Raw genomic sequence first — 13,603 nt, 5'->3', positions numbered from 1 at the left:
ACTACTGTTCCTTAATGGGTAGAGGAAAGTCCCAGAACGTTTAGTGTGATATCTTGACCATAGTATTCATCTGTTCCCATTTGCTTATACATACTTCAAAGAATATAGTTGTGTAACTTTTGCAGAAAGGCGACCATGTACCCAATAAGCTACATAATATACAAGGAGAAGCAAGAGGGAGGTCCTAAGTCCTCCCCTTGCTTCTCCTTGTATGGTTGTCCTTATTTTAAATAGCGCTTTGCATCCGTCTCCAGCGGATTATCCCCTGAACGTATGCCACTGCTCCTATTTACTTACCGCTTGTATCCGTACTTTCACCTGTGTTTGCATCTTTATCGGTTCCAGTGGTACCTTTTTCTGTCTTGGTATCCGTACCTGTGGAGCCATCCGTTTTGGGTTCGGTTGTTTTCTCTCCTTCAGTCCCTGTACCCTGTGTGCCTTCAGTCGTGCCTTCTTTAGGCTTGTCTGTTTTCGGCAGTTTAACTTCTTTCACGATTTTGTCCAGTTCACTCTTCATGAACGTATCAATCTCTGCAGCAGCCAGTTGGCTCTTAAGCGACCCTTTTTGCTCAGCTGTCAATTTGCTGTAATCCGCTTCTGTACGGGCTTCCACTTTCATGATGTGATAGCCATACTCTGTCTCTACAGGATCACTGATTTTATTCAGTGCCAATGTTTTGGCTGCTTCCTTGAAGGAATCCACCCAAGTAGCTACAGGTGTATCTTTATACAGTCCACCTTTATCTGCAGAACCTGGATCTTCAGAGTATTTCTTCGCAATTGCAGTAAAGTCTGCTCCGCCATCCAATTTGGCTTTGACTTCTTTCGCCAGTTTCAGAGCATCTTCTTTTTTACGCTCTTTTTGCGTTTTTGGATCCGTGAAGTTAATCAGTACATGACGAACGGAAGCTGTTGTGAACTGATCTTTATTTTTCTCAAATTCAGCCTTGATCGCATCTTCATTGATGCCCGTTTCTTTGTCCTTAATTACGGTCATAATGCGAGTCATGTAATCCTTGATGTTCTGATCCGTCAGGTTTTGAGCTTTCAACATCTCAGTCCATTGTTCTGGTTTAACTTGCGTTTTCATTTTGTCGAATTGTTCTGTTGCTGTTTTGGTACCTTCTGTTTTGGCTGCATCACTTGCTTTGCCGCTCAAATATTCATATGCAACTTCCTGTTTTACCAGGTATTCCTTGAAATCATCCATGTCCATCATTTGTGCATATTCCGGATAGAGGAATTTCATGACCCGTTGCTCCATGTCGAATTCATTAGCTGTAATTGTACCGCCATCATACGTAGCGACTACAGCACTTTTATCAGTCGATTCAGGTGCTTTTGCTTCTTCTTTCTTGCCACACGCAGCAAGCAGGGATAAGGACAGTACTGCAACCATACCCACAGATAGTACTTTCCCTACCTTTTTATACTTTGCTAACATCTTTTAGTTCCCCCTTTGATTTAAAAGCAATTTTCATGGACTCCAAACATTTCTCAACCAGCTCCATCAGTTGCTTGTCCCCAAGCCCTTTGCCCTTGACATGAATAAGCATATGGGGGCCTTGTTCAAATTGTACACGTCTTTCGAACTGATTTCCAATGTGTGCAATTTTCGAGAGCTCAAAGGCATGTTCACGACCTTCATAGAACTTCACCACAAGATCGTCTCCGCGTTGGGAAATGGACTCAATACCATAAATCTTCCCATACACTTTCAGCCTGGCAACCCCGAGCAAGTTGATCACGGCTTCCGGAAGATCACCAAATCGGTCAACCAATTCATCTTCCAGTCCCATTGCATCATCAAAGGAAGCAATAACAGCTACTTTTTTATATATTTCAATCTTCTGAATACTGTCATAGATGTAATCAGACGGCAAGTAGGCATCAATACTGAGATCCAGCGTTGTATTCCACTGATCAGAAGGCACCGGCTCTTCACCGAGCATCGTAACTTTGCGTTTGTTGATTTCTTCCGCCAGCATCTGTGAATAAAGATCGAATCCGACCGATGCAATGAAGCCGTGCTGCTCCGCTCCCAGCAGATTGCCCGCTCCGCGGATCGACAAGTCCCGCATCGCGATCTTGAAGCCCGAACCCAGTTCGGTAAATTCCTTGATCGATTGCAGACGTTTCTCGGCGACTTCGGTCAGCACTTTATCCCGTTGGTAGGTGAAATACGCATACGCAATCCGATTGGAACGACCCACACGTCCACGCAGCTGATACAGTTGTGAGAGCCCCATTTTGTCTGCATCATGCACAATCAGGGTGTTTACATTTGGAATGTCTACACCAGTCTCAATAATGCTTGTGCTGACGAGCACATCATATTCACCGTCGAGGAAGTCCAGAATGGTCTTCTCCAGCTCGGTTTCCGACATCTGACCATGCCCCACACCAACCTTGGCTTCAGGCACCAATTCAGAAATTTCTGCAGCCATCTCCTGAATGCCCTGAACACGGTTATACAAGTAATAGACCTGACCACCCCGTGCCAACTCACGCTCAATGGCCTCACGAACAAGGGCTTGGCTATGTTCAACCACATAGGTCTGTACCGGAAAACGATTCTCCGGTGGTGTCTCAATAACCGACAGATCCCGTACGCCCAGCATGGACATGTGAAGAGTACGCGGAATCGGCGTAGCTGTAAGTGTCAGCACGTCCACGTTTGTTTTCAGCTTTTTCAGTTTTTCCTTATGGGTTACACCAAAGCGTTGCTCTTCATCCACAATCAATAGTCCCAGATCCTTGAACACCAAATCCTGTGACAACAATCGATGCGTACCAATGACAATGTCTACCGTGCCTGTCTTGATACCTTTGGCTGTCTCGTTCTGTTCTTTGCGGGATCGGAACCGACTAAGTACATGAATGTTGAATGGATAACCGGAGAATCGCTCGCGGAACGTCTCATAATGCTGCTGTGCCAGAATCGTTGTAGGGACCAGTACAGCAACCTGTTTCCCCTCAATGGCGGCCTTAAATGCAGCCCGAATAGCGACCTCGGTTTTGCCATAGCCAACGTCTCCACACAATAAACGATCCATCGGACGGTTTTGTTCCATATCTTGCTTAATTTCTTCAATCGCACGTACCTGATCACGCGTCTCATCGTATGGGAACATGTCCTCGAATTCCTGCTGTTCAGCAGAATCCTTGTCGAACCCAAAACCTTTCGCAGTTTGGCGTTCCGCATAGAGCTTGATCAGATCATCAGCAATATCCTGAACGGATGTGCGGACTTTGTTTTTAACCCGTGTCCACTCATTGCCGCCCAGCTTATATATTTTCGGTTCTTTCTCTTCGGAACCAACGTATTTCTGAATCAGATCAATCTGCTCAATCGGTACAGACAGTTTGTCTCCACCCGCATAAAGAATATGCATGTAGTCTTTGTGAATGCCGCCAACCTCAAGTGTACCGATCCCTAGATACTTACCAATCCCGTGATTCTGGTGAACGACATAATCGCCCACTTTCAGCTCACTATAGGATTTGATCCGTTCGGCATTGTCCACATTACGAATCGGCTTACGCACTTTACGCTGCTTCTGAGAGAACATCTCGCCTTCCGTAACGACAGCCAGATGAATGGATGGCATCTCGAATCCAGTTTGCAGGTTACCAATAAGCATCTCGGGCTCAGGAATGTCATAATCCATGAGTACACGGCGCATCCGCTCAAGTCTTTCCTCACCGTTGGCCAACATAAGTACCTGAACTCCAGCCTTGTGCCAACGCTCCATCTCTGCCTTGAGCACGTTCATTTGTCCATGGAAATCCTGCATTCCACGGCTGATAAAATTCAGGATATTTTGCGGTTGGGTATGAGGAACCTGACGCAAAAAGATCGACATAAACAGCGTCTGGAAAGGACGCTCATATATCAGATCATCTCCATCCGCCGATAAATGCAGGTCCGGAAGAGTTTTTCCATTTTGCATCAAATGCAGATTCCATTCCGACTCGTCGCGGTCCAGTTGTTTTGATGTCTCTGCCAGCCTTGCAGGCTCATCGAGCACAAGCAGCGTATCTTCCGGCATATAGTCGTATATCGTCTTATTTTCCGGATAAAGCGGGGAAATGTATTTATACATTTCGGAGAAATAGACATGCTCACGCAGCAGCTCAATCTCCCGGTGAATTTCTTCACGCAGACGCAGCTTGGCCTGCCGATCGGTCATCTTCTCCAACTGTTGGTCCAGCAAAACAACGGCTGCATCTGCTGCCTTTTCCATGCGTTCACGGTCTGCGATTAGCTCTTTACATGGCAGAACTGTAACTTCCTCAATCCGTTCAATTGAACGCTGATCCGCTGGATCGAATGTGCGAATGGAGTCAATTTCATCATCGAATAACTCCACGCGATAAGCGATAGATGAAGTAACCGGATAGAAATCGATAATTCCCCCACGCACACTCATCTCGCCACGTGATTCCACACGCTCCACACGTTCATATCCAAGCTTCACCATCTCCAACAGGAAGGGATCCAATTGAAGTGTGTTGCCTTGTTTAATCATAATTTGAGCATTAGCCATGACTTCCGGAAGCGGAACATATCGTCTTACCCCGGAAAATGGAATAACAACAACGCCCCTGAATCCCTGGGCGCACCGGACCAACACATCAATACGCTGACCCAACGTTTCCGGACTGGAAACAGCAGCTTCAGCGGCAACAAGTTCGTTGGCAGGATAGAGCAACACCTGATCAAGTGAAAGCGCTTCCTGTAAATCTTCTGCAATTTTTTGTGCGGAAAACATATTATGTGTCACAACGAGCAGTGGCCGGTTCATCTCCTGATGTAGAGCAGCCAGCATAATCTGACGCGCTGACCCGGATAAACCCGAAACCAATTGCTCCTTCATGCCGGATTTAATGCCGGCCGTAATGGATCCGAAGTCTGGATCTTTGGAAAAAGCCTGTATAAGTGCTTGTAACAAAAGGGGCACCTCTCTTATAACTTACTTGAGTATCTCACGCAACGCGCAGGTTTATCATTTTAAAAATGGATACAAATTCCTTTTTGTCCTATTTCATCATAATAAAGGATTACTCGCAACATTGCCACATCCCATTGATGTAGCTAACTTTGATTTCAATATGTTTGTATTTTCATTCCAACTGAAAAGAAGCCTCAGCAGGCTGCCAAGGCTATAAAGGTGGAGCGGTATTCCGCAGCCGCCATCATCTGTCATCGGTTCTTGCTGCAGGCGAGAACCTTATTGAAGCGGACTCGCGAGCAGGCTGAGCTCGGGATTGTGCTCCAGAGCCTCCTTGCAATAATCACATGTAATCCGGACCGTAATATCGCCACCGGAATTATACGCTATTATATCCCTCCGCTCGTCGGGGGTCAAGAAATGAAAGCCCAGTTGTGCTTCCGTTATCCGGGCAGAATCGATTCGTCCAATAAAGGTACGGCAATGCCTACACACGTAATTCACTGACATGTTTATGCCTCCTGAACATGGTTTATACATCCAGTATGCCCAATAAGACTGAATCGAACCCGGGTGGTGACCATTCTTCCAGCTCCCGTATAAAGGTTACCCGTTGAATTTAGCCATCGTTTGTTCAAACGTGTGGGTTAAGCTATGCTCCAGTGAGTCACAGGTTTGTTCAATGGTCTGATCGAGTGCTTCCTTTTCTTTCTTCATAAATGTCGACAAAACATAATCAACAATGGCATGTCCTGGTTCTGGTCTTGATATTCCCATACGCACCCGGTTAAACTGCTGAGTACCCGTATGCTGAATAATCGATTTGATTCCGTTATGACCTCCAGCACTACCTTGGTAACGCAATCTGACTTTACCAAGCTCTGTATCCATATCATCATAGACAACAATAAGGTCATCCAGACTAACTTTATAAAAATCCATATATGCACGAACCGATTCACCAGACAGGTTCATAAACGTCATTGGTTTAATTAACACGGTCTTGACGCCGCCAATGTTTCCCTCTCCAATCAACGCCTTACATTTGCTCTGCGTAATGGAGATACTATGACGATCCGCTAATCGATCAAGTGCCATAAAACCTACATTATGACGTGTTTTGGCGTAGTTTGGGCCCGGATTCCCGAGGCCGACAATCCACTTCATCTCGTTCCCTCCTTAGGATCAGTTGAGGTGCAGCATAGACTTCGAATGTTATATTTCATATAATATCAGAAAAGTAAGGTTCCTATTTTACTGTAATTTTCACAGTTTTTATTTCATCAACCCAGGAAGGTGAGCGGGTTTTGCGCGAAGACAACGGACAACTGACTCAACATAGCGATTTTATCTATCACCTTGAATATCACGTACCTGTACAGGTATATGACCGCGATACCCATATTGAGATCGGACTTATCACACGTTTCGATAATCAATTTGTCGAAATTGCCGACACTCTTTTTCATCGGCGTCGGTTCCGTTTCATCTCCCGCCCCGGGTATTAACCATATAAGTTGAACGAGTGATTTGTGTAATTTAGTTCAACTTATATGGACTGACCAGCGTCTGTTTCACTTTTATTAAAACGGCACGCCGACAGGGGTTACATTTTCCATTGATCCGGAAAACGTAACCCCTCTACTACTTTATGCAGACATCCTTATTCAATTTCAAACAGCTTGCTAATTGACAATTCCTCATGAACACGGATAATGGCTTCTCCGAGCAAAGGCGCTACAGACAACACTTTGAGTTTGCTTGTCGGATTGGCATGCGTAATCGGAATGGTGTCCGTTACTATAACTTCCTTCAATGGTGAATTCTCCAAGCGTTCCATCGCAGGTCCGGACAATACCGGGTGAGTACAGCAAGCGTAGACTTCCTTCACGCCGCCTTCCATCAGAGCATTCGCTCCCAGCACAATCGTTCCCGCCGTATCAATGATGTCATCGATCAGAATAGCTGTCTTGCCTTCGATGTTACCGATAATGTTCATCACTTCGCTCACATTCGGCTCTGGACGACGTTTGTCGATAATCGCGAGAGGTGCATTCAGGAAGTCCGCCAGTTTACGAGCGCGCACTACGCCGCCGTGGTCAGGCGATACAACGACCGGATTTTCGATCTGTTTCGACCGGAAATATTGAGCCAGAATCGGCACACCGAGCAAATGATCGACCGGAATGTCGAAGAATCCCTGAATCTGCATGGCATGCAAGTCCATTGCAATTACACGGGTTGCACCGGCTTTTTCGATCAGGTTGGCAACCAGTTTCGCTGTAATCGGGTCACGCGAACGTGCCTTGCGATCCTGTCTTGCATAGCCATAGTACGGAATTACGACGTTAATCGTCTTGGCAGATGCTCGTTTGAGTGCATCAATCATTACGAGCATTTCCATCAGGTTGTCATTAACCGGCAAGCAAGTGGACTGCACGATATAAACGTGACAGCCCCGAACACTCTCGGAGAGTTTCACTTGGATCTCACCATCACTAAAGCTGGTCGTGTGAGATTCACCCATAGGAATTCCGATATAATCAGCAATTTGATGGGCGAGCTTGGGGTTAGAATTGCAAGTAAATATTTTTAATTTCGAATCAAAATAAGTCATAAAATAAAAACCCTCCGTGCTGGTTCATTGGAATCTATAAGCGTCTGCGACATGTCGGCACCTCCCGATATTCAGGAGGCAATCTTAATATCAATACCCCTTATTCGGGTTTGGCATTTTGTTTCTTGGCTTTGGCACGCCCGCGAATTTTCTCCGCATATCCAGGCTTATTCTCCTGGCGTGGACGAGCAATGGCAAGATCGTTCTCGGGAACAGAATGGGTAACGGTAGAGCCCGCAACAACATATGCGCCTTTTCCTACCGTAACGGGTGCAATCAGATTAACATTGCTGCCTACGAACGCATCATCTTCGATCGTCGTTACAGCTTTATTATATCCATCATAATTAACCGTTATTGCCCCACATCCAACATTTACGTTTTTTCCTATTTTAGCATCACCAATATAACTGAGATGAGCCACTTTGGAGCCTTCGTCAATTGTAGCATTTTTCACTTCGACAAAGTCGCCAATTTTTACGTTGCGACCCAGTTTGGTACCTGGACGTAAGTAAGCAAATGGACCTACAGTAGCATCAGTACCAACTTCGGCCTGGGACAATACGGAATGCTTGATCGTAACCCCATCCTGAATGATGCTGTCTTCCACATCTGCCTGAGGACCAATATGGCATGCTTCACCAATCGAAGTCGTACCTTTGAGGATAGTTCCCGGATACAATACGGTATCTGCTCCAATCGTAACATCCGCTCCGATATATGTCGATGACGGATCAATGATCGTAACACCGTTTAACATATGTCGTACAGCTAGGCGTTCACGCATGAAAGCTTCCGCTTGTGAAAGGGCGAGTCGATCATTAACTCCGATAGATTCAGCGATGTCATCCGACATGTACGCTTCAACTACTTCTCCATCATTACGGAAAATGCCAACGATGTCAGTGAGATAATACTCTCCCTGGGCATTCTGGTTCGTCACTTTCTCCAGTGCAGCGAACAATTTCGCATTATCGAAGCAGTACGTGCCTGTGTTAATCTCCTTCACAGCATCTTCCTGCTCCGTGCAGTCCTTCTGCTCCACAATCCGCTGTACCGAACCATCTTCTCCACGAATGACGCGACCGTATCCTTTGGGATTGTCCAAATGAGCCGTAAGTACCGTCGCTGCTGCTCCGCGACTCTCATGAAGCTTCATCAGACCTTCCAGCGTCTCACTGGTCACAAGTGGCGTATCTCCACAGACGACAATGGTAGAACCTGTTTCCCCGCCAAGCAGAGATTTAACCTGCTTCACTGCATGTCCTGTTCCCAGTTGTTCAGCTTGGAGAGCATACTCTGCTCTGGAACCCAAAAATGACTGCACCGCTTCGGCACCATGACCAACCACGACGACACTGCGTTCAACGCCTGCACGTAGAGCTGCATCCAGCACGTGACCCACCATAGGTTTACCACATACGGGATGCAGTACTTTGTACAATTTAGATTTCATCCGTTTGCCTTGCCCTGCAGCAAGAACAATTGCCATTCTTTTCAAAATTCACGACCTCCTATTCTGAATACCCCCATCGATAGACCTTACCTGTATATATCCGATGAGTATCGTTCAGCCGGCTCTACGCCGGTCTTGTTCATCGCCTGCTGTCTCTGTAATCACGCGTAACAACGCGGACACCATCGAATCGTGACCTATATGTATACGCCGTGTACCTGCGAGCTTAACCGAATCCCATGATTCTTAAGATGCCGCCCTGCCACCAAGCGCACGCTGCGCTTTTTTATTCTCTGCTAATAAACTCAATACTGAATATATCTTATTCCGGTCAAAAAGAAAAGAGAGCCATAAGACATGGCTCTCTTTTCCTTCGAACCCCAATAATGTTCTCAGGCACCTTCTTCAATGACTTCTTCCTCAGTTGCAGCGCGATCATACTCAGTCAATACTGCTGCCTGAATCTTTTCACGAGTACCGGAAGAGATCGGGTGGGCGATATCACGGAATTCTCCGTCAGGAGTCCGCTTGCTCGGCATAGCAACAAACATTCCGTTGTTCCCATCGATGACACGAATGTCATGAACGACGAATTCGTTATCGATGGTTATGGATGCGATAGCCTTCATTCTCCCCTCAGAGTTAACACGGCGGAGTCTGACATCCGTAATTTGCATGTGTGTGTTCACCACCTTTTTCCATCTGAACTTGGTGTATAATTCCACACAGCCTATACGAACTCCTTCTTTTTATAACCACAAAAATGTCCTAATTTCAGGAATTTTTTTATTTAATACACAATTCGACAACGTTAGTGCCAGGTCGATGGAATAGAACCTTTCCCGACATGTAATTCGTCATAATTCTACAGGTCAAAATAGTTGCCAGGTTTCACCGAAATCAGTCTGCTCTTCGCATCAACCGCTGTCAGTTTCGCGAGAGATACATAATCGGTCAACAGTCGTTCTTCAGAATCAACCGAACCCGATTCCACCAGAACCCCTACCCCGGCTACCGTTGCATTAAACTCAGCCAGTAGATCGATCATGCCTTGAACGGTACCTCCAGCTTTCATAAAGTCATCCACAATGAGTACTCTGGAGTGCTCACGCATTGCCCTGCGGGACAGGGACATGGTATGCAGACTTTTGTGGGACCCGGATACATAATTGATACTTACGGCTGATCCTTCTGTAGCCTGATGGTCCCTGCGAACGAGCACGACAGGCAGGTTTAGCTGGGCTCCAGTCGCATAAGCTAGCGGAATCCCCTTGGTCTCTACCGTCATGACCACATCAATATTCATATTGCCAAAGGCCGTCGCAAAAATCTTGCCGGCTTCATTCATCAGTGCGGGCTGTCCAAGCAAGTCGGACATGTACAGGTATTCTCCAGGCAGTATCCGATCCGGCTGCGCGAGCTGGGTCGAGAGTCGTTCGGCAAATGCCAATGCCAGTTCTCTGGATACCTTCGGAATCCATCTCACTCCCCCGGCTGCTCCGGCCAGTGTGTGCAGTTCTCCCGACCCACCTTCTTCGAACACTTCCTTGATAATCGCCAAATCTTCACTGATTGATGACTTCGCGGCTCCATAACGTTCGGCAAACGTGGTCAACGGAATAACCGTATGTGGTCTGGACAGTAAGTATTGCGTCATTTCAACCAGCCTTGCGCTTCGTTTTAATTTCTTCACAGAGATCCATCCTCACGATCACGGAAACGTCTAAATCCGAATAATTATTTAAGAATATACCACCTTTATACGTGTTTGTACATTATAAAAGCGAATTTTAAGTCAGCATGCGTACTGCATATACTTCCTTGCAGAAGCCACGCAGGCCATTGTAGATCCGTGCAACCTTAGACTCCTTCGAGATTAGTCCAAACACGGTAGGACCGCTGCCTGACATCAACACTCCATCTGCACCCAACCGAATCATTGCATCTTTCAGATGCTGAACTTCCGGATATAGCTTCAGCGTCACATCTTCAAGCACATTGCCCATCTGGTTGCATACTTCAGCAAAAGATTGGTTGCGAATGGCCTGCTCCATTTTGGCAGCACTCGGATGCCGAACAATCTTGTCACTGCGGAATCGTCCGTAGACATCCGCTGTAGACACATTAATTGGCGGCTTGGCCAAGATCACCCAGCATTGAGGAGGATTAGGCATCGGTGTCAGCTTTTCACCACGTCCTGTGGCAAGTGCTGTCCCTCCTGTAATACAGAAAGGAACATCAGAACCAAGCTCAGCTCCAAGCTCCTGCAATTCGTGATCCGGAATGTTCAGACGCCATAGGCGGTTCAATCCGCGTAGCGCCGCCGCTGCATCACTACTGCCCCCGGCAAGTCCGGCGGCCACCGGAATCTTTTTGTCGAGATGAATATGGACTCCAGTACGCACGTCATAACGATCTTTGATCAGTTTGGCTGCCTGAAAAGCCAGATTTTTCTCATCCAGCGGAATATAACCGGCCTGACTGGAGATGAAAATCGTGTCGCGTGGCAACTCCGATAGTTCCAGTCGATCCGCCAGATCGACCATCGTCATGATCATTTCGACTTCATGGAATCCATCTCTTCTTTTATGTAAAACGTCCAGCATCAAATTAATTTTAGCAGGCGCTTTTTCGTAAATTTTCAAGGCGTTCACCCGTCCTCACCTTTTCCCTAAGACAACTTAACATATTATATCAAAATGGGGCTGTCAAGTCATTTCTATTCCGTATCCATGGGGAAAAAGCGAGGGCATTCCTTACGGATTGCCCCGCTCTCCAAACCGATTGAAACGGATTACGATTTGCGTGCTGCTTGTTCGGCAAGTTGAATGGCGCGTTTCACCATGTTGCCTGCATCCTTGGCTTTAATCCCGCCCCAGCCTTCTTGCTGAACTGTATCATAGAAACCCAAGTCTTTCGCCAGCTCATTCTTGAGATCTTCCGACATCACACTTCTTCTTCGGCTCATGAACCATCCTCCTCCAAAATATATCAGTCATGATAAGTCCACTCATATCCGGGACTATATTGTCCCCAGGCCGGGCTCCATCCATTCGTTCGCGGAAAAACACCTTGGCCTGTTCAGATAGTATGCCGCTTCCTCTTCTGACTCATTCCTGATCATATATGGTTTCGTAATGAATCGAGCATTTAATCAGCCGAAAATAAAAAAGCGATCTGCCCAGGGGGCAGATCGCTGTAAAACGATGCTTACGTCTCCATGTAGGAGCTATGCGTCTGGCTGCCTGGATCAAATACCATGACTTCCACCGATTCCGTAAGTATATCAGCATAACTGTAAGATACTCGCTTGAAGGTTTCTTGCTCCTCGTCAAGCTTAACAATAAACACAGAAGGGTACGTTTCTTCCAATACACCCGTACGCTCTATGGTTTTACGGCGGCCACCATTAGCCCGCAGCATAATTTTCTGACCAATATGAGCATCGAGATTGCGTTTGATATCCAATAGCGTGTTTTTAGCCATTGTCGACGACCACCTCTTTTGTTGTCCATTATACCGGATTTTACAGTCATTGTCAAATCAAAACTAATTATTATAGCAGTATCAAAAAGTTGTTGTCAATGAATTTTTTCCAAACAAAAAAAAGCCCCTTATTAGGGCTTTTTTCTGCCATCATCAGACGGCTGATGGATTCACTTTTAACGTTGACAAATCATTTAACCCTGGCAGACCTACCCGGTAACTGCCCCGTGTCTCAACACCACCCACACCCTGGCTGCCACTGATCGTATTATGCAGAACGTCATTCATGTTCACCGTATCCCGAACCGAAGTGAAAGCCGCCTTGGCTGCCACATATACGGGATCAAGGGCATGAATAAGAATTCGTCCCGGCGAACTGGCAAAGTTTGCCCCAGCCCGCAGCAGCGCTTCAAAATGGGACTGACAGGCTCCAGCTACAATGGTGAGCGCGTCTAGGTGCCGCTCATACTGCCTTGCAACCTGAATAGCCGCCACAAAATTCTGGGAATTTTTATAGCTCCCCAAACTATATAAATCATAAGGCTGACGCGTCTTCAGCACCCCGTCGTGACCTGTAATGACCACGATATCAGGACGTACTTTAGGTAATAGACGGTATAAGGTATCTGCCATAGCCGACTCATGAACATATTGTCCTTCTGCGGGAACACGAAGCTGTTCATAGAGATTCATGCTTTTCTTCAGATAATTGGGATCGCCGTCCAAATGCAACACTTTGCCGGGCATCTCGAAATAAGCGGGGTCCTGCTGAGCAGACCATTCCTGAACCAGACCTGCGCGGTTGCGTTCAGCCTGTTCCATTCGATTCTGTTGCAAGCGCGAGAGGGTCTGATGTGCCTTCACATGCGCTTGCCTGGTCTTGGCACTTTGCGGCTCGTAGGGAACCTGTATCAAGTCGTCCATCGGGGAATCGGCTAACAGTCGGAACTCGGTCCCTTTAATGATCGCACCGTCCAACTGAAGGCCTTCTACCCGGAAAGTCACATCTCCGCCGTATGACTTCCGAACGACCAAGTCTCCGATATTCATCAACGTAATCACCTCTACCCCATCGTATGGGCAAAGACC

The 13,603-nt window shown here is 46.7% G+C and carries 13 protein-coding genes; 1 reads left to right on the top strand and 12 read right to left on the bottom strand.

Features of this window, described 5'->3' with window-relative positions; translation table 11 throughout:
* Positions 1-289: 289 nt before the first annotated feature.
* The 4 genes from ACR32F_RS00230 to pth form a co-directional block, all read right to left on the bottom strand.
* Positions 290-1,444 carry a peptidylprolyl isomerase gene (locus ACR32F_RS00230; protein ID WP_440115088.1) on the bottom strand — a complete coding sequence of 385 codons (1,155 nt, stop codon included), beginning with the start codon at positions 1,442-1,444 and terminating at the stop codon, positions 290-292.
* Positions 1,428-4,955, bottom strand: a complete 3,528-nt coding sequence (gene mfd / locus ACR32F_RS00225) for a transcription-repair coupling factor (protein ID WP_440115086.1) — start codon at positions 4,953-4,955, stop codon at positions 1,428-1,430. Before mfd ends, ACR32F_RS00230 begins: the two co-directional genes overlap by 17 nt.
* 279 nt (positions 4,956-5,234) lie before the next feature.
* Positions 5,235-5,465: an anti-sigma-F factor Fin gene (locus ACR32F_RS00220; RefSeq protein WP_440115084.1), complete on the bottom strand. Its 231-nt coding sequence runs from the start codon at positions 5,463-5,465 to the stop codon at positions 5,235-5,237.
* 96 nt (positions 5,466-5,561) lie between these two features.
* Complete coding sequence (gene pth / locus ACR32F_RS00215; RefSeq protein WP_440115082.1) at positions 5,562-6,122, bottom strand: aminoacyl-tRNA hydrolase; 561 nt, start codon at positions 6,120-6,122, stop codon at positions 5,562-5,564.
* Between the two features lie 140 nt (positions 6,123-6,262).
* Here pth and ACR32F_RS00210 point away from each other — a divergent pair, with 140 nt between their 5' ends.
* Positions 6,263-6,463 carry a hypothetical protein gene (locus ACR32F_RS00210; RefSeq protein WP_024633712.1) on the top strand — a complete coding sequence of 67 codons (201 nt, stop codon included), beginning with the start codon at positions 6,263-6,265 and terminating at the stop codon, positions 6,461-6,463.
* Between the two features lie 155 nt (positions 6,464-6,618).
* Here ACR32F_RS00210 and ACR32F_RS00205 read toward each other — a convergent pair whose 3' ends face one another.
* From ACR32F_RS00205 to yabG, 8 genes are all read right to left on the bottom strand, one after another.
* Positions 6,619-7,572: a ribose-phosphate diphosphokinase gene (locus tag ACR32F_RS00205; RefSeq protein ID WP_440115080.1), complete on the bottom strand. Its 954-nt coding sequence runs from the start codon at positions 7,570-7,572 to the stop codon at positions 6,619-6,621.
* 100 nt (positions 7,573-7,672) lie between these two features.
* Positions 7,673-9,064 (bottom strand): bifunctional UDP-N-acetylglucosamine diphosphorylase/glucosamine-1-phosphate N-acetyltransferase GlmU, encoded by a 1,392-nt coding sequence (gene glmU / locus ACR32F_RS00200; RefSeq protein WP_440119625.1) that lies wholly within the window; start codon positions 9,062-9,064, stop codon positions 7,673-7,675.
* Positions 9,065-9,420: 356 nt separating this feature from the next.
* Entirely contained in the window at positions 9,421-9,705 is a 285-nt protein-coding gene (gene spoVG, locus ACR32F_RS00195) for a septation regulator SpoVG (RefSeq protein ID WP_017691372.1), read from the bottom strand.
* 188 nt (positions 9,706-9,893) lie between these two features.
* Complete coding sequence (purR, locus tag ACR32F_RS00190; protein ID WP_440115078.1) at positions 9,894-10,721, bottom strand: pur operon repressor; 828 nt, start codon at positions 10,719-10,721, stop codon at positions 9,894-9,896.
* A 97-nt stretch (positions 10,722-10,818) separates the two neighbouring features.
* Positions 10,819-11,673, bottom strand: coding sequence for a 4-(cytidine 5'-diphospho)-2-C-methyl-D-erythritol kinase (ispE, locus tag ACR32F_RS00185; RefSeq protein WP_440119624.1), 855 nt, complete (start codon positions 11,671-11,673; stop codon positions 10,819-10,821).
* A 149-nt stretch (positions 11,674-11,822) separates the two neighbouring features.
* Entirely contained in the window at positions 11,823-11,996 is a 174-nt protein-coding gene (locus tag ACR32F_RS00180; RefSeq protein WP_186328011.1) for a small, acid-soluble spore protein, alpha/beta type, read from the bottom strand.
* Positions 11,997-12,238: 242 nt separating this feature from the next.
* A complete protein-coding gene (veg, locus tag ACR32F_RS00175) occupies positions 12,239-12,514 on the bottom strand; it encodes a biofilm formation stimulator Veg (RefSeq protein ID WP_053778931.1) in 276 nt (91 codons plus the stop codon).
* A gap of 153 nt (positions 12,515-12,667) precedes the next feature.
* Positions 12,668-13,564 (bottom strand): sporulation peptidase YabG, encoded by an 897-nt coding sequence (gene yabG / locus ACR32F_RS00170; RefSeq protein WP_440115075.1) that lies wholly within the window; start codon positions 13,562-13,564, stop codon positions 12,668-12,670.
* Positions 13,565-13,603 lie beyond the last annotated feature (39 nt).

Origin of the sequence: Paenibacillus hebaui (assembly GCF_051934385.1) — a bacterium.
Lineage (GTDB): Bacteria > Bacillota > Bacilli > Paenibacillales > Paenibacillaceae > Paenibacillus.
Note: the sequence above shows the minus strand (reverse complement) of the source record. Positions and strands in the feature narration are given on the sequence as shown.